Source organism: Glutamicibacter sp. St.4D3, assembly GCF_059728615.1.
Genome location: NZ_AP039380.1, coordinates 2,451,836 through 2,471,681, shown reverse-complemented (window position 1 = coordinate 2,471,681; position 19,846 = coordinate 2,451,836). Strand labels below are relative to the sequence as shown.

At 66.4% G+C, this 19,846-nt stretch carries 19 protein-coding genes; 11 read left to right on the top strand and 8 right to left on the bottom strand.

The window, feature by feature from the left end; translation table 11 throughout:
- The first annotated feature begins 33 nt into the window (after window positions 1-33).
- A complete protein-coding gene (locus AC6I21_RS11425; protein WP_246049543.1) occupies window positions 34-780 on the top strand; it encodes a tyrosine-protein phosphatase in 747 nt (248 codons plus the stop codon).
- Between the two features lie 35 nt (window positions 781-815).
- Here AC6I21_RS11425 and AC6I21_RS11420 read toward each other — a convergent pair whose 3' ends face one another.
- The gene (locus tag AC6I21_RS11420; RefSeq protein ID WP_138926645.1) at window positions 816-1,271 is read right to left on the bottom strand and encodes a hotdog fold thioesterase; all 456 of its coding nucleotides are present in this window, start codon (window positions 1,269-1,271) and stop codon (window positions 816-818) included.
- An 87-nt stretch (window positions 1,272-1,358) separates the two neighbouring features.
- Between AC6I21_RS11420 and paaZ the strand changes: the two genes are divergently transcribed.
- Window positions 1,359-3,482: a phenylacetic acid degradation bifunctional protein PaaZ gene (gene paaZ / locus AC6I21_RS11415; protein ID WP_175419408.1), complete on the top strand. Its 2,124-nt coding sequence runs from the start codon at window positions 1,359-1,361 to the stop codon at window positions 3,480-3,482.
- Between the two features lie 203 nt (window positions 3,483-3,685).
- Here the strand turns inward: paaZ and AC6I21_RS11410 are convergent, their stop codons facing one another.
- The 6 genes from AC6I21_RS11410 to AC6I21_RS11385 form a co-directional block, all read right to left on the bottom strand.
- Window positions 3,686-4,366, bottom strand: coding sequence for a nicotinamide mononucleotide transporter (locus AC6I21_RS11410; protein ID WP_497762400.1), 681 nt, complete (start codon window positions 4,364-4,366; stop codon window positions 3,686-3,688).
- A 179-nt stretch (window positions 4,367-4,545) separates the two neighbouring features.
- Window positions 4,546-5,163 (bottom strand): TetR/AcrR family transcriptional regulator, encoded by a 618-nt coding sequence (locus AC6I21_RS11405; protein WP_138176982.1) that lies wholly within the window; start codon window positions 5,161-5,163, stop codon window positions 4,546-4,548.
- Window positions 5,164-5,272: 109 nt separating this feature from the next.
- The gene (locus AC6I21_RS11400; RefSeq protein ID WP_054821471.1) at window positions 5,273-6,592 is read right to left on the bottom strand and encodes a phenylacetate--CoA ligase family protein; all 1,320 of its coding nucleotides are present in this window, start codon (window positions 6,590-6,592) and stop codon (window positions 5,273-5,275) included.
- A 130-nt stretch (window positions 6,593-6,722) separates the two neighbouring features.
- Window positions 6,723-7,163, bottom strand: coding sequence for a hydroxyphenylacetyl-CoA thioesterase PaaI (gene paaI / locus AC6I21_RS11395; RefSeq protein WP_054821979.1), 441 nt, complete (start codon window positions 7,161-7,163; stop codon window positions 6,723-6,725).
- Between the two features lie 84 nt (window positions 7,164-7,247).
- Window positions 7,248-8,315 carry a GNAT family N-acetyltransferase gene (locus AC6I21_RS11390; protein WP_138176985.1) on the bottom strand — a complete coding sequence of 356 codons (1,068 nt, stop codon included), beginning with the start codon at window positions 8,313-8,315 and terminating at the stop codon, window positions 7,248-7,250.
- Window positions 8,315-10,480, bottom strand: a complete 2,166-nt coding sequence (locus AC6I21_RS11385; RefSeq protein WP_138926642.1) for a S9 family peptidase — start codon at window positions 10,478-10,480, stop codon at window positions 8,315-8,317. The genes AC6I21_RS11390 and AC6I21_RS11385 overlap by 1 nt, the downstream gene beginning before the upstream one ends.
- Window positions 10,481-10,783: 303 nt before the next feature.
- On the opposite strand from AC6I21_RS11385, the gene AC6I21_RS11380 reads away from it, so the two are divergent.
- The 8 genes from AC6I21_RS11380 (at window position 10,784) to AC6I21_RS11345 (ending at window position 17,850) form a co-directional block, all read left to right on the top strand.
- Window positions 10,784-12,181 carry an amino acid ABC transporter substrate-binding protein/permease gene (locus tag AC6I21_RS11380; RefSeq protein ID WP_138177583.1) on the top strand — a complete coding sequence of 466 codons (1,398 nt, stop codon included), beginning with the start codon at window positions 10,784-10,786 and terminating at the stop codon, window positions 12,179-12,181.
- Window positions 12,178-12,936 (top strand): amino acid ABC transporter ATP-binding protein, encoded by a 759-nt coding sequence (locus AC6I21_RS11375; RefSeq protein ID WP_138176990.1) that lies wholly within the window; start codon window positions 12,178-12,180, stop codon window positions 12,934-12,936. Before AC6I21_RS11380 ends, AC6I21_RS11375 begins: the two co-directional genes overlap by 4 nt.
- Before the next feature lie 285 nt (window positions 12,937-13,221).
- Window positions 13,222-14,208, top strand: coding sequence for a 1,2-phenylacetyl-CoA epoxidase subunit PaaA (gene paaA, locus AC6I21_RS11370; RefSeq protein WP_138176993.1), 987 nt, complete (start codon window positions 13,222-13,224; stop codon window positions 14,206-14,208).
- Window positions 14,209-14,211: 3 nt separating this feature from the next.
- Window positions 14,212-14,505 (top strand): 1,2-phenylacetyl-CoA epoxidase subunit PaaB, encoded by a 294-nt coding sequence (gene paaB / locus AC6I21_RS11365; RefSeq protein ID WP_138176996.1) that lies wholly within the window; start codon window positions 14,212-14,214, stop codon window positions 14,503-14,505.
- Complete coding sequence (gene paaC, locus AC6I21_RS11360; RefSeq protein WP_138176999.1) at window positions 14,502-15,362, top strand: 1,2-phenylacetyl-CoA epoxidase subunit PaaC; 861 nt, start codon at window positions 14,502-14,504, stop codon at window positions 15,360-15,362. The genes paaB and paaC overlap by 4 nt, the downstream gene beginning before the upstream one ends.
- 46 nt (window positions 15,363-15,408) lie before the next feature.
- Entirely contained in the window at window positions 15,409-15,897 is a 489-nt protein-coding gene (gene paaD / locus AC6I21_RS11355; protein WP_054821074.1) for a 1,2-phenylacetyl-CoA epoxidase subunit PaaD, read from the top strand.
- On the top strand, window positions 15,894-17,054 hold the full coding sequence (gene paaE, locus AC6I21_RS11350; RefSeq protein WP_138177002.1) for a 1,2-phenylacetyl-CoA epoxidase subunit PaaE: 1,161 nt from the start codon (window positions 15,894-15,896) through the stop codon (window positions 17,052-17,054). The genes paaD and paaE overlap by 4 nt, the downstream gene beginning before the upstream one ends.
- 10 nt (window positions 17,055-17,064) lie before the next feature.
- Window positions 17,065-17,850, top strand: coding sequence for an enoyl-CoA hydratase/isomerase family protein (locus tag AC6I21_RS11345; protein ID WP_138177005.1), 786 nt, complete (start codon window positions 17,065-17,067; stop codon window positions 17,848-17,850).
- A gap of 152 nt (window positions 17,851-18,002) precedes the next feature.
- Here the strand turns inward: AC6I21_RS11345 and AC6I21_RS11340 are convergent, their stop codons facing one another.
- The gene (locus AC6I21_RS11340; protein WP_171021222.1) at window positions 18,003-18,455 is read right to left on the bottom strand and encodes an Lrp/AsnC family transcriptional regulator; all 453 of its coding nucleotides are present in this window, start codon (window positions 18,453-18,455) and stop codon (window positions 18,003-18,005) included.
- Window positions 18,456-18,681: 226 nt separating this feature from the next.
- Between AC6I21_RS11340 and pdhA the strand changes: the two genes are divergently transcribed.
- Window positions 18,682-19,845 (top strand): pyruvate dehydrogenase (acetyl-transferring) E1 component subunit alpha, encoded by a 1,164-nt coding sequence (pdhA, locus tag AC6I21_RS11335; RefSeq protein ID WP_138177008.1) that lies wholly within the window; start codon window positions 18,682-18,684, stop codon window positions 19,843-19,845.
- Window position 19,846 lies beyond the last annotated feature (1 nt).

Below are 19,846 nucleotides of genomic sequence, written 5' to 3'. Positions count from 1 at the left end.
TAGCCTGAGGCGGCGTTGTGGTGCAATGGGAGCATGATGGAACCAGGGACCTACCGGCGCGGCGCCGGGGATGTGACGTGGGATGGATCGGTCAATGCCCGGCGCATTGCCGGCTCGGTCTACCGGATGGGCCGGCGCGAATGGCTGACCGAGGCCGGCTGGCGGCAGCTGCGGGAGTCCGGCGTGCGGCGGGTGCTGGATCTGCGCAATCCCGGGGAAAACAAGGCCCGGGCACTGGACCCGCGGGTGCGTCCCGATGCGCTGGAGGGCATCCGGGTGGTCAACCTGCCCCTGGAGGATGCCGGTAATGAGCGGTTCGCGGCCGTGGCCGTTCCGTACATGAACCACCCGTCGATGTATCGCCTGGTGTGCGAGGAGTTTCCCCACCGGCTGCGGGAGGTCTTCACCGAGCTTGCCGCGGGCGAGGGTGGGGTGGTGTTGCACTGCTCGGCGGGCCGGGACCGCACCGGATTGGTGGCCAGCCTGCTGCTGGCCCTGGCCGGGCGTGGCGATGAGGTGTTGGAGCAGGACGCCCTGGCGACCCGCGGCATCAATGAATGGCACCGGGTCAGCGGGTACCGCCACCCGCACGAAAGCCACCTGCCCGACGGAAAACTTACTCCGATCCTCGCCAGCCGGGCTTCCGCGCTCAAGGAGTTCATGCGCTGGGTGGGTGATCCGCAGGAGTTCCTGCTCCGCCTGGGCCTGTCCGAAGCCACGGTGCAGCGGCTGCGCCAGGTGGTGTCGCAGGCCCAGGCGGACTCCCGTCCTGGCCGCTAACCGCCGCCGGCGCCCCGGCCATTGGCGAGAGGCGTCTAGTGGGCGGGCCTGTCCACCACCAGGTTGGTGATGCGCAGGGTGCAGATCCGGCGGTCCTGGTCATCGGTGATGATGACCTCGTGGCTGGTGAGCCGCCGCCCCAGCTTGATCGGGGTGGCGGTGATGGTCACCTCGCCGCCGGTGGCCGAGCGGTGATGGGTGGCATTGACATCCACGCCGACCACCACCTTGCCGAAGGTCGAGGCGAACTTCACGGCGGCCCAGGAGCCCACCGCCTCGCCCACGGCCAGCGAGGCCCCGCCGTGCAGCAGGCCGAAGGACTGGGTGTTGCCGGCCACCGGCATGCGCGCCACGACGCGCTGCACGGATTCCTCGATGATCCGCACGCCCATCTTCTGATCCAGCTCGCCCAGTTCGATCGTCCAGGGCTCCAGCGCCTCGGGTTGGGGCGAGCCGGGCGCAGGGGTGGCGCGGGGCGCATTCTGTGACATGGCGGACCTTTCAAAGTGTTGGCTATCACGCAATACTGTTACTCTTAATCCTAATACTGACCGATCGTTCAGGAAGGAATTGTGTCGATGTCGACTGCCCAAGCCACTGTGGTGCCTAGTTTCATCGCCGGAGAATGGATCAGCCCGCAGGCCGAGGGCGGCACGCAGGTGCTCGATGCGAACACCGGCCAGCCCGTTGCCACCGTCAGCGCCCGAGCGCTGGACGTGGCCGGCGCACTGGACTACGGACGCACCGTGGGACAGCGTGAACTGTCCGGTCTCTCGCTGCACCAGCGCGCCCTGAAGCTCAAGGAATTGGCGCTCTACCTGAACGAGCGCCGCGAAGAGCTCTACGAGATCTCCTACCGCACCGGTGCCACGAAGATCGATTCGATGGTCGACATCGATGGCGGCATCGGGGTGCTGTTCACCTTCTCCTCCAAGGGGCGGCGTGAACTGCCCAACTCCAATGTGATCCTGGATGGGCCCACCGAGCCGCTGAGCAAGGACGGGTCCTTCATCGGCACCCACATCTTCACCCCCATGGCCGGGGTGACCGTGCAGATCAACGCGTTCAACTTCCCGGTCTGGGGAATGCTGGAAAAGTTCGCCCCGGCCTTCATCGCCGGGGTCCCGACCATAGTCAAGCCCGCCAGCCCCACCGGTTACCTCTCCGAGGCCGTGGTGCGCATGATGCTGGACTCCGGACTCCTGCCCGACGGCTCGCTGCAGCTGCTTTCCGGTTCGGCCCGGGATCTGCTGGACCACATGGACTACCGGGACATGGTGGCCTTCACCGGGTCGGCGGCGACCGCCAACAAGCTCAAGGCCCACCGCAACGTGGTGGATGGCGGGGTGAAGTTCACCTCGGAAACCGACTCGCTGAACGCCGCAATCCTCGGCCCGGACGCGGTCGAGGGCACCGAGGAGTTCAACGCCTTCGTCAAGGCCGTAGTCAGCGAGATGACCAGCAAGGCCGGGCAGAAGTGCACCGCCATCCGACGCAGCATCGTGCCCGAGCAGCTGGTTGACGCCGTCATCAAGGCCGTCGGCGAGCGCATCGAGGCCCGCACCGTGATCGGCGATCCACGCGTGGAGGGCGTGACCATGGGCGCGCTGGCCTCCCTGGACCAGCTGCGCGACGTGCGCCAGGCGGTGCAGGACATGCTGGACGCCGGCGGCGAACTGGCCTACGGCTCGCTGGATGCCCCGCGGGTGCGCACCAGCGGCGAACGCACCGAGATCGCCCAGGACGGGGCGTTCATGGCCCCGGTGGTGCTGCGCTGGTCCGATCCGGCCAACCCGATCCTGCACTCGCGTGAGGCGTTCGGCCCGGTCTCCTCCGTGGTCGGGTACCGCAGCCTGGATGAGGCGGTGGAGCTGGCCGCGCAGGGCGCCGGCTCCCTGGTGGCCACGGTGTGCACCAATGACCCCGAGGCGATGCGTGCCCTGACCCTGGGCATCGCCGCCCACCACGGGCGCGTGCACATCCTGAACCGGGAAACCGCCCGCACCTCCACCGGACACGGATCCCCGGTGCCGCACCTGGTCCACGGTGGGCCGGGACGCGCCGGCGGCGGCGAGGAGCTGGGCGGCATCCGCTCGGTGATGCACCACATGCAGCGCACCGCCGTGCAGGGCTCGCCGAACATGCTGACCGCGCTGACCGGGGTCTGGCACACGGGGGCGGACCGGCAGATCGCCGGCAGCGCCAAGTATGGGGCGCAGCCGGGCAATGTGCACCCGTTCCGCAAGTCGCTGGCCGAGCTGCGCATCGGCGACGCGCTGGCCTCGGACCTGCGGGAGGTGACCTTGGCGGAGATCACCGCTTTCGCCAATGAAACCGGGGACACCTTCTACGCGCACACCAACCAGAAGGCCGCCGAAGCCAACCCGTTCTTCCCGGGCATCGTGGCCCACGGCTACCTGCTGGTCTCCTGGGCCGCGGGACTGTTCGTGGAACCGGCGCCGGGGCCGGTGCTGGCCAACTACGGGTTGGAGAACCTGCGCTTCATCACCCCGGTGGGGGCGGGGGACTCGATTCGGGTGACCCTGACCGCCAAGAGGATCACCCCGCGCGTCACCGACGAGTACGGGGAAGTGGCCTGGGATGCGGTGCTGCACAACCAGAATGACGAGATCGTGGCCACCTACGATGTGCTGACCCTGGTCGAAAAGCAGAATTCCATCTACGCCAACTGGACCGACTAGTTCCCCAGTCCGGCTGCCCAACTGGGGCAGCCACCCAGCGGCCCGCCGCCGGCACATCATGCGCCGGCGGCGGGCCGCTGGGCTTTGGTCTCCCGCGGTGCGGTGAATCCGCAACGAGCTGATGCAAAGAACTCCCCGCCAGAACCGCCGCCCCCAAGGGGCAGCAGGTTCCGACGGGGAGTTCTTTCCCTGGGCGCTAACGGCTAGGGTTGGGTCTCCAGTGTGGCCTCGGCGGCAGCGTCGGTGCGCCGCGGCAGCTTACGCCATGCCCACCAGCCGTAGAGCGAGGCCAGGACCATGAACACCCAGGTGCCCAGCAGGGCCAGGGCCGGGTTGTTGCTGAAGATCGCCACCACGTACGCCAGCGAGCCAAGGGCCATGAGCAGCCAGCCCGGACGCCAGCCGCAGGCGATCAGGACGAAGGAGGTGATCACCAGCGCCTCGGACAGGAAACTGACCCAGATCACCGAGGTGCCGGCGGTAAAGGCAAAACCGCTGGTGAGCATCTCACCCAGGTGCAGCGCGGTGAGCACCGCCACCAGGATGACGCTCAGCGCCCAGGCGCCGGGACCAAACGTGCCCAGGGTGACCTTCCGGGTGAACTTTCCCTGGAATTCATAGCGGGAGAAGCGCCACAGGCCGAAGGCCGCGAGGATGAAGTAGGGCAGCGCGTAGATCAGCAGCTTCAGGTCGTACTGCAGGGCAATGACTAGCGGCCCGGCGAAGACCGAGAGCATCTGTGCCCACCAGCCCAGGTCGTTGCGGTGCGCCAGCAGCAGGCAGGCAATCACCGAGAGCAGGGCGCTGAGCGAAAACAGGGCAACCTGGGTCCCGGACTGGGTGCCCGGCAGCTGCGAGAAAAGATTAAAGAATAGTTCTTCCACGACACTACTTAGCTAGTTCGGCAATGATAGGGGTCGGCGGGCGCTGCCTGCCGGCGGGGCAGGGAGGATCACCCGGTCCGGGACCGGGCCCAGCGCATCACCATGCACCTTCACGATGCTATATCTGAAACCTGTGAAGCAATCTCAGCCGGCCACCCGGGAGCTGGCACCCCGGGGCGCTAGGGGCGCTGGACGTGCAGCCCGTCAAACACCATGGAAATCGCGTGCTGCTCCAGGCCTGCGGCGGTGATCACACCATCCTCCCGGTACCAGTCGACGACCGAGTTGATCATGCCGAACAGCAGGCGGGCGGTGGTGCGTGGCTCCAGGTCCTGGCGCAGGGAGCCTTCCTGCTGGGCCAGGGTCACCAGTTCTGCCAGCTTGCGGTCCACCGCGCGGCGGCGCTCCAGGGCAGCGCGTTCCAGGGCGGTGTTGCCGCGCAGGCGCAGCAGCAGGGTGACGTAGGAGCGCTTGGCAACCAGGATCCGCACGGTGGCGCGCAGGAAGTATTCCAGGCGCTCGTCGGCGCTGCGCCCGTGGGTGTGCTCGTCCTCGACCACCGCCTCCAGCGGGATCAGGGCCTCATCCAGGGCCAGGCGCAGCAGGTCCTCCTTGGAGGGCACGTGATGGTAAATCGCGGACTTGCTGATCCCCAGCCGGTCGGCGAGCTTGCCCATGCTGGTGGCGTCATAGCCGTGGAGGTTGAAAAGCTCCACCGCGATCGCCAGCACGGAGTCCTGGTCGTAGCCGGGCCGGCCCCGACGGGCGGAGACGTTAACTGTTTCGGTTTCAGACATGATTCCTCGATTATCCCATTACGGAAGACAAAAACGGAGTGTGGGCGCAAACACCGGTTTGCCCCCACACCCCGTTGTGGCCGTACCCGCCGGGTGGCGGATGCGAACGCTACAGGTTGCGCATGTCGTAGATGCGCTTGAGCTTGCCCATGGAGCGCTCCAGGGTCTCGGGCTCAACGACCTCGATGGCGCAGCTGGAGCCAATGTGGATCTTGATCAGCGAGGCCAGTTCCTGCCCGGCGGTGGAGACCTCGTGGGCGGTCGCGTCACTGCGGCGCTCGACCTTGACCGCCAGCTGGTCCATGCGTCCGGGGCGGGTGAGCACCAGCTGGAAATGCGGGGAGAGGGCCGGGACCTTCAGGATCAGTTCCTCGATCTGGCTGGGGAACAGGTTCACCCCGCGCAGGATGATCATGTCATCGCTGCGCCCGGTGATCCGGCCCATGCGGCGGTGCCCGGGCCGGGCGGTGCCGGGCAGCAGCCGGGTCAGGTCATGGGTGCGGTAGCGGATGATCGGCAGCGCCTGCTTGGTCAGCGAGGTGAACACCAGTTCGCCGTGCTGCCCGTCGGGCAGCACCTTGGTTTCGTCGTAGGCGTCCAGGATCTCCGGGCGGAAGTAGTCCTCCCAGATGTGGCTGCCGTCCTTGAGCTCATTGGATTCCCCGGCCACTCCCGGACCCATGACCTCACTGAGGCCATAGATGTCGCAGGCGTCCAGCCCGAACATCTCCTCCAGCTCGTGGCGCATCTCCTCGGTCCACGGCTCGGCGCCAAGCACCGCCACCTTCAGCGAGGTGCCGCGCGGATCCAGGCCCATGCGCTGCATCGCATCGCCAATGGTCAGCAGGTAGGTGGGGGTGCACAGGATGGCGTCGGGCTGGAAGTCGTGGATCAGGGTAATCTGCTTTTCGGTCTGGCCCCCGGACATCGGGATGACCGTGGTGCCCAGCTTCTCGGCCGCCGCGTGGGCGCCCAGCCCGCCGGTGAACAGGCCGTAGCCGTAGGCGTTGTGCACCTTCCAGCCCGGCTTGACCCCGGACAGGCGCAGGCAGCGGGCCCCGAGTCGGGCCCAGTCATCCAGGTCCTTCTGGGTGTAGCCGACCACGGTGGCCCGCCCGGTGGTGCCCGAGGAGGCGTGCAGGCGGGCGATCTGGTGCTGGGGTACCGCGAACATCCCGAACGGGTAGGACTTGCGCAGGTCCTCCTTCTCGGTGAAGGGGAACTTGGCCAGGTCGGACAATTCCTTCATGTCCCCCGGGTGCACACCGGCCGCGTCGTACTTCTGGCGGTAGTACGGAACATTCTGGTAGGCGTAGGCGATGGTTTCCTGCAACCGGGTGAGCTGGATCGATTCGATCTCATCCCGGCTCATCAGTTCCTCGGGATCCAGCGGGTTGGGTAGCTCTTCGCGTTCGGGGTTCTGGGTCATGCTCAAATCTTTCGTTCGTGATGTGGTGGGGCCGTGCGCACCGGCGGACCGGTGCGGGGGAGCCAGGCTGCCCGGGCTTTTGCTGCGCCGCCTTCTGGTGGGACGCCCCGGGGCCTGGTCGGGAGCGGTGTCAGGCCGGCTTGGGGATGGTGCGCGAGCGGCCGCGGAAGACGGCCAGCAGTTCCTCGTCTCCCTGCGGGGTGTCCTGGGTGACTCGGATGTCGTACACGCCGCTGCGGCCCTGTTGGGCGACCCGCTGTCCGTGGGCGGTCAGCGTGCGTCCGGGAATGCCTGGCTTGAGGAAGTTGATGTCCACCCCGGAGGCCACCGTGATGGTTTTGTCGCTGCCCTCGGCCGGGTTGCAGCTCAGGGCGAAGGCCGTATCGGCCAGGGCGAAGACCATCCCGCCGTGGGCGATGCCGAAACCGTTGAGCATCTCCTTGCGCAGTTGCATGGTGATGGTGGCGGTGCCGTCCCCCAGCTGCAGCACTTCAATGCCCATCCATTCGGTGGCGTAGTCATTGGCCAGGATGGCGTGGGGGAGGGACTTTTCGACTTGTGTTTCGCTCATGGGCACCCCTGCAGGAATTATTTACCGAACGATCATTAGGTAATAATGAATTGTGACTCAAGTCAAGTCGGGGTGTCTACTGTTTCACGCCGTGGTGGGCAAAGAGTCTTCCGGGAATCCGTGGACGATTTGCTCCAGCAGGCCCAGGATGAACGGCTCCTTGATCCGGTTGTAGTCCATGACCAGACCCTGGTGAGCGGTGCGCTCATTGAGTTGGCCGGCCGCGTCGAGCTTGGCCCGAGCGTACGCCCGCCGCATGGCCGGGTCGGAGCGCAACCGGTCACGCAGCAGCACCATCCGGCAGTGCTCGGCGCTGCCCAGCGCGAAGAGGTGGATATTGGCCTCCAGCGTGCTGCCGGTGGCCAGCTGCTTGAACAACCGGTGCTGGTGCCAGCCCGGCTCCCGCAACCAGAACAGCAGCCCGGCCGCGCGCAGCTGCGGCACGTAGGAATCCTCGTCCCGCGGATCATCCACCAGCAGGTTGATGTCAATGACCGGCTTGGCCGCCAGCGCAGGCACCGAGGTCGAGCCCACATGCTCAACCACCTGCGCGGTGGCCCCCAGGGCCCGGCGCAGGCGCTCGGCCAGCTGCTCAAAGTGCTGCGCCCAGCCCGGGTCGGCGGGCACCACCTGGATGCTGCCCGGGGCCGGTGCCCCGTCAAGATACTGAAGCCCCGGATCGCCGGTGGGCCGCTGACGCAGGGCGGCCGGGTGCGCCAGCGTGCACCAGTAGCGGGTGGCCGCGGGCCAGCGCGGATCCCGCGGCGCCCGGGAAACCAGAAAGCCGCGGGCCCGGTAGAAGCCGATGGCGTCATCATCCGTGGCGGCCACCACCGTGGCCTGCTCGGCCGTGCGCAGCGCCTGCACCAGGGCCGAAGCCACCTGGCGGTGCTGCGCCTGCGGCAGCACCGCCAGGTATTCCAGTTCCACACACTGCCCCGGACGGCGCCGGTAGGCGGCCAGGCCCACCAACTCTCCGGGGGAGGCAAACGCCCCGAGCAGGTGCAGCTGCGCGCAGTGCTGCACCAGGCCCTGCAGCCGTGCCGCGTCCGGTGGGTCCGCGGCCAGTCCAAGCAGCCTGGTGAACGCCGGTTCGGCGCACCACCGGGCATGCTCCAGCCACTGCAGTTCCACCGGCCGCGGGGAGCTCATCAGCTGTTCCCGGCCGGGTTCAGCCCCAGGGCATCGAGGGCGAACGCATAATCCCACGCCCGGTTCTTCCAGCCCTCGTAGCGGCCGGAGGCACCGCCGTGCCCGCCTTCCATCTCGGTCTTCAGCACGATCGGCTTGGTGCCGGTGCCCACCTCACGCAGCTTCGCCACCCACTTGGCCGGCTCCACATACAGCACCCGGGTGTCGTGCAGGGAGGTGACCGCGGCGATGCGCGGGTAGGGCACCGGGCGGATGTTCTCATACGGGGAGTAGGACTTCATGTACTCGTACACCTCGCGGTCCTGGATCGGGTTGCCCCATTCCTCCCACTCCAGGGCCGAGAGCGGCAGCTCCGGATCCAGGATGGAGGTCAGCGCATCCACGAACGGCACCTGGGCGATGATGCCCGCGTACAGCTGCGGGGCGAGGTTCGCGACCGCGCCCATCAGCAGCCCGCCAGCCGAACCGCCCAACGCCACGATCCGCTGCGGGTCGGCGATGCCCTTCTCGATCAGGTAGGTGGTGGCGTCCACGAAATCGGTGAACGTGTTCTTCTTGTTCAGCTTCTTGCCCTGCAGGTACCAGTCGCGTCCCAGTTCGCCGCCGCCGCGCACGTGGGCCACCACGAACACCACCCCGCGGTCCAGCAGGCTCAGCCGGGGGATGCCAAAGCCCGGGTCCATGGACATCTCATAGGATCCGTACCCGTAGATGAGGGTGGGCTGCGGGCGGGAGAGATCCACATCTACCCGGTGCATCACGGTCAGCGGGATCTGGGTCCCGTCCGCGGCGCTGGCCCAGTGCCGGGTGGCCCGGTAGTTGGCCGCGTCATAGTTGTTCACCGGGGTCTGCTTGCGCAACAGTAGCCGGTGGTCCTCCAGGACCAGGTCATAGACCCGGGCCGGCGTGAAGTCCGAGGTGTAGGCGATGCGCGCGACCGGGGATTCCAGGGAGGCGAACACCGGGGAGGCGGTGAACAGCTGCTCCTCGAACTGCGGCTCCAGCACTGGCTGCTGGGCGTCGGTGCCCAGCCCCTGCAGCGGCAGCAGCTCCACCCGCTCGCAGGTGTCCCGGCGCACCGAGAGCACCAGGTGGGTGGCGGTGATCAGAGCGCCCTCGCATTTGACGGTGGGCCGGTGCGGCACCACATCGGGCCACTGCCCGGGATCGGCTGCGGCACCGAGTTGATCGCGGGGCACCAGGGAGATCCGGTTGTTCGGTGCCTGGTGGTCGTGGGTAATCAGCACCTCGTCGGCGCGCTCGCCGGGCAGCAGGTCCACCGCGTGCAGCAGGCGCAGGGAACGGTCCACCAGCAGCTGGACCTCGGCGGCCGGATCCCGCAGATCCAGCACGCTGGTCTCGGAGTATTCGGAGTTGCCGCTGGAGATCAGCAGGTGCTCCCGGTCGGCGCTGAGCTCAAAGCCCAGCCACATGCCCGGGTCATCTTCCTGGAAAATCACCGCATCCTTACTCGGGTCGGTGCCCAGCACGTGTGCCCGGATCTGGTGGGGGCGCCAGGTCTCATCCACCACGGTGTAGAACACGCGGCGCGAATCGGGGGAGAAGGCCAACCCGTAGAACACGCCCTCGATGGTGTCAGCCAGCAGCTGCCCGGTCTGCAGGTCCTTCAGGTAGAGGGTGAAGCGCTCATCCCCGGTGGTGTCCACGCAGTAGGCCAGCAGGTTGCTCGTCTCATTGATGGCCATCCCGCCCAGCGCGAAGAAGGATTCGCCCTCGGCCAGCCGGTTGCCGTCCACCAGCACCTGCTCCCCGGGCAGCTCGGCGGCCGGGTCAATCACCGGCGGGGTCCAGTCCGCCTCCAGGTCCCCGGTGTCCGCGGCCTTGACCCGACTGTGGATCAGGTAGGGCTGGCCCTCCACGGAGCGGGTGAAGTACCACCAGCCGCGGCGCCGGGTGGGAACCGACAGGTCGGTTTCCACCGTGCGGGACTTGATCTCATCGAAGATCTCCTGGCGCAGCTGCTCCTGGTTCGCGCTGATCGCCTCGGTGTAGCGATTCTCGGCCTGGAGGTGCTCGATGACCTGCGGGTTCTGCTTCTCGCGCAGCCATTCATAGTCATCGGTGAAGGTATCACCGTGGTGGGTGCGGCTGGTGGGGCGCTTGGCGGCCACCGGGGGGTGCGGGATCTTCGATTCGGAATGCATGATCCCATCTAAACCCACCATCGCCCTGCCGGGGATGGATCTAGCCCTGCGCGAACCGGCGCGTCGCCCCGGCCGGAGGATCGCCAAAGCGCGGCGGGTACCTTCTACTCACCGATGGCTTTAGGCTAAAGCAAGGAGGTATGACCCAGATAACAAGCACAACACCTTGGAACCGCACCTTGGAAGAAAGAGTGAAACTTGGTGACAACTACACAGAATTCTGCGCGGCCAGAGCAACTGCGACCGCGCCGGGCCAGCGGCCCGCGGCAGTGGCGCCGCTGGCTGGCCAGCACCCTACTGGCCATGCTGGCCCTGGTCATCGGCGTCCCCGGCGCCGTGGCCCAGCCCGAGGACGGCGTCGAGGGCAAGACCTTCGTCATCGGCACCGACACCACCTTCGCCCCCTTTGAGTTCCGCCAGGGCGGGGATCTGGTGGGCATCGACATGGACCTGCTGCGCGCCATCGCCGAGGAGGAGGGGTTCAATGTTGAGATCCGCTCCCTGGGCTTCAACGCGGCCCTGCAGGCGCTGAGCTCAAACCAGGTCGACGGCGTGATCGCCGGCATGTCGATCACCGACGAGCGCAAGGAAGTCTACGACTTCTCCGAACCCTACTTCGAGTCCGGCATCCAGATGGCCATCGAACGCGGCAACGAGGACATCAAGGGCTACGAGGACCTCAAGGGCAAGACCGTGGTCGCCAAGACCGGCTCCGAGGGGGAAACCTTCGCCAAGTCGATCGCCGACGAATACGGGTTCGAGGTCAAGTCGCTGGACCAGTCGGCCACCATGTATGAGTCGGTCAAGGCCGGCACCGCGGTGGCGGTCTTCGATGACTATCCGGTGCTGGCCTACGGCATCGCCCAGGGCAACGGGCTGAAGACCGTGACCGAGAAGGAGCCGGCCGGATCCTACGGGTTCGCGGTGAACAAGGGCAAGAACTCCGCGCTGCTGGCCGCCTTCAATGACGGGCTGGCCAAGCTGAAGGACAGCGGGGAGTACGACAAGATCCTGGACTCCTACCTGGCCGATCCGGCCGCCTCCAGTTCCGGCGGCTTCTTCGACCTGCTCAAGCAGTCCTTCCCGGCCCTGATGATGGGTCTGAAGAACACCCTGGTGGTCACCGGGATCTCCTTCGTGGTGGCGATGGCGCTGGGTCTGCTCTTCGGATTCCTGAAGATCTCCCGCAACATCTTCGCCCGCGGACTGGCCACCGGCTTCATCAACCTCTTCCGCGGCACCCCGATCCTGGTGTGGGCGTTCTTCTTCTACTTCGGTCTGGCCCAGCTGATCGGGCAGAGCGTGAACATCTGGGTGGCCGGCGTGCTGACCCTGTCCCTGAACGGCGCGGCCTACATCGCCGAAATCGTGCGCGGCGGCGTGCAGTCGGTGGACCCTGGACAGTTGGAGGCCTCCCGCTCGCTGGGCCTGGGATACGGCAAGTCAATGCAGAAGGTCGTGATCCCGCAGGCGTTCAAGATCATGACCCCGTCGCTGATCAACCAGCTGATCATCATGCTCAAGGACTCCTCACTGCTGCTGGCCATCGGTTTTGGCGAACTGCTCTACCAGGGCCAGCAGATCTACGCGGCGAACTTCCGGGTCACCGAGACGCTGCTGATCGTGGCCGTGATCTACCTGGTGGCCATCCTGGCCCTGACCAAACTGGCGAACTTCGCCGATCGGAGGTTTAACAAGTGAGTGAAGTCAGCGAAAAGCGGTCACGCCAACCGAAGATCCAGGTCGAGGGGCTGCGCAAGTCCTTTGGCAGCAACGAGGTGCTGCAGGGCATTGACCTGCAGGTGGCCGAGGGCGAGGTGGTCTGCGTGATCGGGCCTTCCGGGTCGGGCAAGTCCACGCTGCTGCGGTGCCTGAACAAGCTGGAGGAAATCACCGGCGGCACCGTGGTGGTCGATGGCTTTGACGTCACCGACCCCAAGGTGGACATCAATGAGGTCCGCCGCCACGTGGGCATGGTCTTCCAGCACTTCAACCTGTTCCCGCACATGTCGGTGGCGCAGAACATCATGCTCGCCCCCGTGGAGCTGCGCAAGATGTCGCGTTCCGAGGCCCGCACCCGCGCCCTGGAGCTGCTGCGCCGGGTGGGGCTGGAGGAGAAGGCCGATGCCCGCCCCGCCTCCCTCTCCGGTGGGCAGAAGCAGCGTGTGGCGATTGCCCGCGCGCTGGCGATGAGCCCGGGCATCATGCTCTTCGACGAGGCCACCAGCGCCCTGGACCCGGAAATGGTCGGTGAGGTGCTGCAGGTGATCAAGGAACTGGCCGATGAGGGCATGACGATGGTGCTGGTCACCCACGAGATGGGCTTTGCCCGCGAGGTGGCCGACCGGGTGGTGTTCATGGCCGACGGAGTGGTGTGCGAGGAAAACGTCCCCTCCGAGCTGTTCGGCAACCCGCAGCAGGCCCGCACCCAGGACTTCCTGTCCAAGGTGCTCTAACGGCTGGCTGCCGCCACGCAGACGGCGCCCGTTCCGGTGTCCTGGCCCTTGGGGCCGGAGACCGGGGCGGGCGCCTTCGTGTTGGGAGGCGACTACCGCCGGCGGGAGGGCAAGGGGCCGGAAGAACCTGCGGATTTCGCCGGCCGCTTCCGGCCATTGGGCGGGGGAGCGGGCCGTGCGGCGCAGCTTGTGCTGTAAGCGGTGACTCATGTTGACGTGATGCGTGACTCACCAATATACTGAACGAACGGTCGGTAAATATCTTTGACATCAGTGAGGTGAACCATGGCCGCAACCACACAGAATGATTCGCAGCTTAGCGCCGTTCCCAGTTATGAGGAACAGCAGTCGCAGGCCCGTTTCGATGCCATCATCGACGACGATTCGCGCATCGAGCCCCGCGACTGGATGCCCGAGGCCTACCGCAAGACCCTGACCCGCCAGGTCTCGCAGCACGCGCACTCGGAAATCATCGGCATGCAGCCAGAAGCCAACTGGATCACCCGCGCCCCGTCGCTGAAGCGCAAGGCCATCCTGATCGCCAAGGTGCAGGACGAGGCGGGCCACGGCCTGTACCTGTACTCGGCGGCCGAGACCCTGGGCACCGCACGCGATGAGCTGAACGAGCAGCTGCTCACCGGCCGGGCCAAGTACTCCTCGATCTTCAACTACCCGGCCCGCACATGGGCGGACATGGGGGCCATCGGCTGGCTGGTCGATGGTGCGGCCATCGCCAACCAGGTGCCGCTGTGCCGCGCCTCCTATGGCCCGTACGGCCGGGCCATGGTGCGCATCTGCAAGGAAGAGTCCTTCCACCAGCGCCAGGGGTTCGAGATCCTGCTGGCCCTCTCCCGCGGCACCGAGGCGCAGAAGAAGATGGCCCAGGACGCCATCAACCGCTTCTACGAGCCCTCGCTGATGATGTTCGGGCCGCCTGATGAGCAGTCCCCGAACTCCAAGCAGTCCATGGCCTGGAAGATCAAGCGCTTCTCCAACGACGACCTGCGCCAGCGTTTCGTGGGCATGATCGCCGAACAGGTCAAGGTGCTGGGCCTGACCCTGCCGGACCCGGAACTGCGCTTCGATCAGGAGTCGGGCAAGTGGATCCACAAGGATCTGAACTGGGATGAGTTCATGAGCGTGATCAAGGGTGGCGGTCCGATGAACGCCCACCGCATGGAGCGCCGCCGCGCCGCCCACCGCGAAGGTGCCTGGGTGCGCGAAGCCGCCGCAGCATACGCCAACAAGCAAGCACAAAGTGAGGTCGCCTAAACGATGAGCACCCAGAAGAACCAGTGGCCGCTGTGGGAAGTCTTCGTGCGTTCCTCCCGTGGCCTGTCCCACGTACATGCCGGTTCGCTGCACGCACCGGACGCCCAGATGGCCGTGCGCAATGCACGGGATCTGTACACCCGGCGCAACGAAGGTGTGTCGCTGTGGGTCGTGAAGTCCGATGACATCATCTCCTCCGACCCGGGGGCGAAGGATGAATTCTTTGAATCGCCCAAGGGCAAGGACTACCGCCACGCCACCTACTACAAGGCCAGCGAAGGGGTGAAGCACCTGTGAAGTCCGATGAACTGGATGCCACCCTGGACAGCTTCGGCGACGCGCTGGCCTCGGCCACCCGGGTCACCCCGGGCAACGCGCTGCGCCCGGAGGACATCGCCCAGGATGGGGTCAAGCCCTCCGAGGCGGTCGCCCAGTACGCGCTGCGCCTGGGGGACGACTCGCTCATCCTCTCCCAGCGCATGGCCCACTGGGTCTCACGCGCCCCGGAACTCGAAGAGGACGTGGCACTGGGGAACATCACCCTGGACCTGCTGGGCCACGCCCGCTCGTTCCTGACCTACGCCGGGCTGGCGTGGGACAAGACCGAGGATGAGCTGGCCTACTTCCGTGAGGAAGAGGACTTCACCTCCCTGCACATCGTGGAGCAGGACAACGGGCACTTCGGGGTGACGATCATCCGGATGCTGTTCGTCTCGACCTTCCAGATGCTGCTCTACCGTGAGCTGATGAACTCCTCGGATGAAACCCTGGCGGCCATCGCCGCCAAGGCCGAGAAGGAAGTGCACTACCACCACGACCACGCCGAGCAGTGGACCATCCGCCTGGGCCTTGGCACCGAGGAATCGGCCGCCAAGATGCGCCACGCACTGGAAATCATGTGGCCCTACGTCTCGGAGATGTTCGCCGACGAGCCGCTGCACGATGAGCTTGAAGGCATCGCCGTGCGCCCCTCCACCCTGCGCGCAGCCTGGGATGCGGAAATCACCCGCGTCCTGGACGCCGCCGGACTGGAAGCCCCGCAGGTGCCGCAGGCCATGTGCCGTGGACGCCAGGGCGAACACTCGGAATACCTGGGCTACATTCTGGCCGAAATGCAGGTCCTGGCCCGCAAGCACCCGGGCGCGACCTGGTAGCAATCTTTTCGAACCGAATGGGTGAGCAGAGATGACGAAGCAAAGCATGAGCACCGATCACGAGAAGCTGCAGCACATCGCCTCCAAGGTCAATGACCCGGAGATCCCCGTGCTGAGCATCGCCGATCTGGGGATCCTGCGCGGGGTCGAGCAGCTGGAGGATGGCACCGTCCAGGTGACCATCACACCGACCTACTCCGGCTGCCCGGCCATGGACGTGATCACCCAGGACCTGCACCACGCCTTCGAGGACGCCGGTTACCAGAAGGTGGACGTCAAGCTGGTGCTCTCACCGGCCTGGACCACCGACTGGATGAGCGAGGACGGCAAACGCAAACTCAGCGAATACGGCATTGCCCCGCCCACCGGCACCGGCCACCGCGGCCCGGTGACCCTGGGGCTGAGCGTGAAATGCCCGCGCTGCCACTCCCTGAAGACCCGTGAACTCGCCCGCTTCGGTTCGACCGCGTGCAAGGCGCTGTACACCTGCAGCGACTGTTTGGAACCTTTCGACTACTTCAAGGTGCTTTCATGACTGAACAAACCACACCGACGCGCCGGCGGGCCACCTTCCACCGGTTGACCGTCTCCGAGGTCCGCCGCTTGACCAAGGACTCCATCGAGGTGACCTTCGCGATCCCGCCGGAGCTGTCCGAGGAATACGACTACGTCGCCGGGCAGTACGTGGCCCTGCGCAAGGAACTGCCCAACGCCGAGGGCGAGCTGCAGGAAGTGCGCCGCTCCTACTCGATCTGTGCCGCACCGACCGGCAGCGAGATCAAGGTCGCGATCAAGCGCGACCTGGGCGGGGTGTTCTCCACCTGGGCGAACGAGGAACTGGAGGCCGGCGAGCAGATCGATGTGATGAGCCCGGCCGGCGCCTTCATCTCCAAGCACAAGCTCACCGGGATGAACGACCCGACCAGCGTGGATACGCTCACCCAGGACCACTTCGTAGCCGTTGCCGCGGGCAGCGGGATCACCCCGGTGCTGGCCATTGCCCGCACCATCCTGGAAGCCAACGAGAACACGCGCTTTGACCTGATCTACGCGAACAAGGCCGCCATGGACGTGATGTTCCTGGAGGAGCTGGCGGACCTGAAGGACCGCTACCCCTCACGGATGGCCCTGCACCACGTGCTCAGCCGGGAGCAGCGCATCTCCCCGCTGCTCTCCGGGCGCATTGACGCCGAGAAGCTCACCGCCCTGCTGAACTCCGTCATCCCGCACGACGATGTGGACGAATGGTTCCTGTGCGGTCCCTTCGAACTGGTCCAGCTGGTGCGCGACCAGCTCTCCGAACTGCAGGTCCCGGCCGACAAGGTCCGCTTCGAACTGTTCACCACCGGTGAGCCGAACCGGCCGCAGGGCCAGATCGGCCGCCCGGTCGAGGTGGATGAGAACGAGGAAAGCTACGAAATCACCTTCAAGCTCGATGGACTGCAGGGTGAGGTCAAGTCCCCGGTGCGCACCAATGAGACCGTGCTGAACGCCGCGCTGCGGGTCCGCCCGGACGTTCCGTTCGCCTGCGCCGGCGGGGTGTGCGGCACCTGCCGCGCGAAGGTCACCTGCGGCAGCGTGAAGATGGCCGAAAACTACGCGCTGGAGCCGGACGAGATCGAGGCCGGCTACGTGCTGACCTGCCAGTCCCATCCGACCAGTGACAAAGTCACCGTCGACTTCGACGCCTAGGAGCCGCCCGATGATCGAACTGAACATTGCCGATTCGGTGGCCACCGTGGTGCTGAACGCACCGCAGAAGATGAACGCGCTGGACGAGGCGGCCCTGGCCGAACTGTCCGAGGCCTATGACCAGGCGGCCGCCCAGGTGCAGTCCGGTCAGGTGCGCGCCCTGCTGCTGCGCGGAGAGGGCCGCGGGTTCTGTGCCGGACGGGACATCTCCGGGGTGAACCCGGCAGACGATGACGTCATGGGCTACCTCGACGGCAAGGTGCAGCCGCTGCTGCAGAAGATGTCGGCGTTTCCCGCCCCGACGTTCGCCGCGGTGCACGGCGCCTGCCTGGGCGTCGGGCTGGGCCTGGCCGTAGCCACCGACGTGGTCTACGTGGCCGAGAACGCGAAGATCGGCTCCCCGTTCGCCAATCTGGGCGCCACCCTGGATTCGGGCGGTCACTGGTTGTTCACCGAACGGCTCGGCGCCCACCGGACCCTGGATCTGATCTATACCGCCGAACTGATTTCCGGCACCGAGGCGGTGCGCTCCGGGCTGTTCTCCCGGGCCTTCGCCGCGGAGCAGCTGCTGGAGCAGACCGGGCAGATCGTGGCCCGGGTCGCCAACGGCGCCACCCAGGCGTTCGTGGCCTCCAAAGAACTGGTCGCCCAGATCCGTGACGAGCGGGTGGGGCTGTGGGCGTCCATGCGCGCCGAGAACAAGGCCCAGGCGGCCCTGTGTGACACCGCCGACTACGGCGAGGGCTTCAAGGCCTTCCAGGAAAAGCGCGCGCCGCGGTTCACCGGCCGCGGCTAACAGCACTGGCGAACACCGCCACCGACCGCACGCAGCCTCCGGGAAAAGACACCGTCTTTTCCCGGAGGCTGCCTGCGTTGACCGGCACTGCGCCCAGCCGGAGGGGCAATGCGCCGGAACAGCGGCCGGCCCAGGGGGCTGCGGGATACCCCCTACCGGGTGTCGGCGTCCTCGAAAATCAGCAGCGTCTGGGTGTCAAGCACGGTGGGCAGGGATTGGAGGCGTTCAAAGACCACCCGGCGCAGGTCCAGGTTGTCCTTGGCCCGCACCAGCAGGATCACATCGAAGTTCCCGCCCACCAGGCCCACGTGGTGCACCTCCGGGATGGAGGCCAGATGGTCCCGCAGCTCCCGCCACGAATGCTGGCGCAGCTTCAGGGTGACATAGGCGCTGGCCTTCAGGCCCGCCTTGACCGGGTCGATGACCGCCGTGTACCGGGTGATCACCCCGGCGTCCTGCAGGCGGGCAATGCGTGAATAGGCGTGGGCCCGCGAGACGTGCACCCGCTGTGCCACGGTGGTCACCGACTGGCGTCCGTCCCGGGTCAATTCGGCCAGGATCGCATGATCCACGTCATCGAGTTTGATCTCGGTTTCCTTGCTCACCAAAGCTCCTGAAACTGCGGGCGGACGAGTTCTCGTCAAAGCCCTGATGAATGAACTATTCGTCTACGAGTATAGGGAATATTCCCGCAACTTTCTGGGATCAGCCGCCGGACTGGCGACGAATAGTCATCGTTACCCATAATTGTGAACAAAGAATGTATTGGTGAGTGATTTCACACGACCCTCTGTCGTGGGTCACGCACCCGGTCAGGAAAGGTGGGTTGCCATGAGCACCGAACCCCGCGAAGACCTCATCACTGAAGTCAGCCGCAAATTCGGCATTTCCCCCGAGGACTACATGCTGCCGGCACGGCACATGATCAATCTGCTGAACCCGGATGGCTCGCTGCGCTCCACCGAGGAGCAGGGCGCGGAGCCGGGGCACGAGTACCCGCTGCCCAGCCCCGCCGAACTGCTGCGCGCCTACGAGGCGCTGGTGGTCGGGCGACGGGTCAACGACCAGAACTCGGCCCTGGTCCGCCAGGGCCGCATGGCCGTCTACCCCTCCAGCCACGGGCAGGAGGCCTGCCAGGTCGCTGCCGCGCTGTGCCTGCAGGATGGCGACTGGCTTTTCCCGACCTATCGGGACTCGGTGGCGGTGATGACCAAGGGCGTGGCCCCGATGGAGGTCATGACCAGCTTCCGCGGCGAATGGCACTGCGGCTACGACCCGAAGCAGTACCAGGTGGCCCCGATGTCCACCCCGCTGACCACCCAGTTGCTGCACGCGGTGGGTGTTGCCCACGCCGCAAAGCTGCGCGGGGAGAACACCGTGGTGGTGGCCATGTGCGGCGACGGTGCGACCAGTGAAGGCGACTTCCACGAGGCCCTGAACTTCGCCGCCGTGTTCAACCTGCCGGTGATCTTCTTCGTGCAGAACAACAAGTACGCCATCTCCGTGCCGCTTTCCCAGCAGTCGGTTGCCCCGTCGCTGGCCCACAAGGCCGTGGGCTACGGCATGGCCGGCGAACGCGTGGACGGCAACGACCTGATCGCGCTGATGGCCGTCATGGGCCGCGCCGTGCGCCTGGCCCGCGAGGGCTCCGGCCCGCTGATGATCGAGGCGCACACCTACCGCATGCAGGCGCACACCAACGCCGATGACGACAAGCGCTACCGCGAGGACGCGGAGGTGGCCGAATGGGTGGCCAAGGATCCGGTCAAGCGCATGGAAGCCTACCTGGCCGACTCCGGGCTGCTGGAGTCCGAGGCCACGCAGCGGATCACCGACCACGCCGAAACCGTGGCCAAGACCCTGCGCGACGGGATGAACCAGGACGCGGACACCGACCCGCTGGAGCTGTTCAACCACGTGTATTCGACCCCCACCGCCCAGCTGAAGGAACAGTCCGCACTGCTGGCCGACGAACTAGCCCGCGAGGAGGCATAAG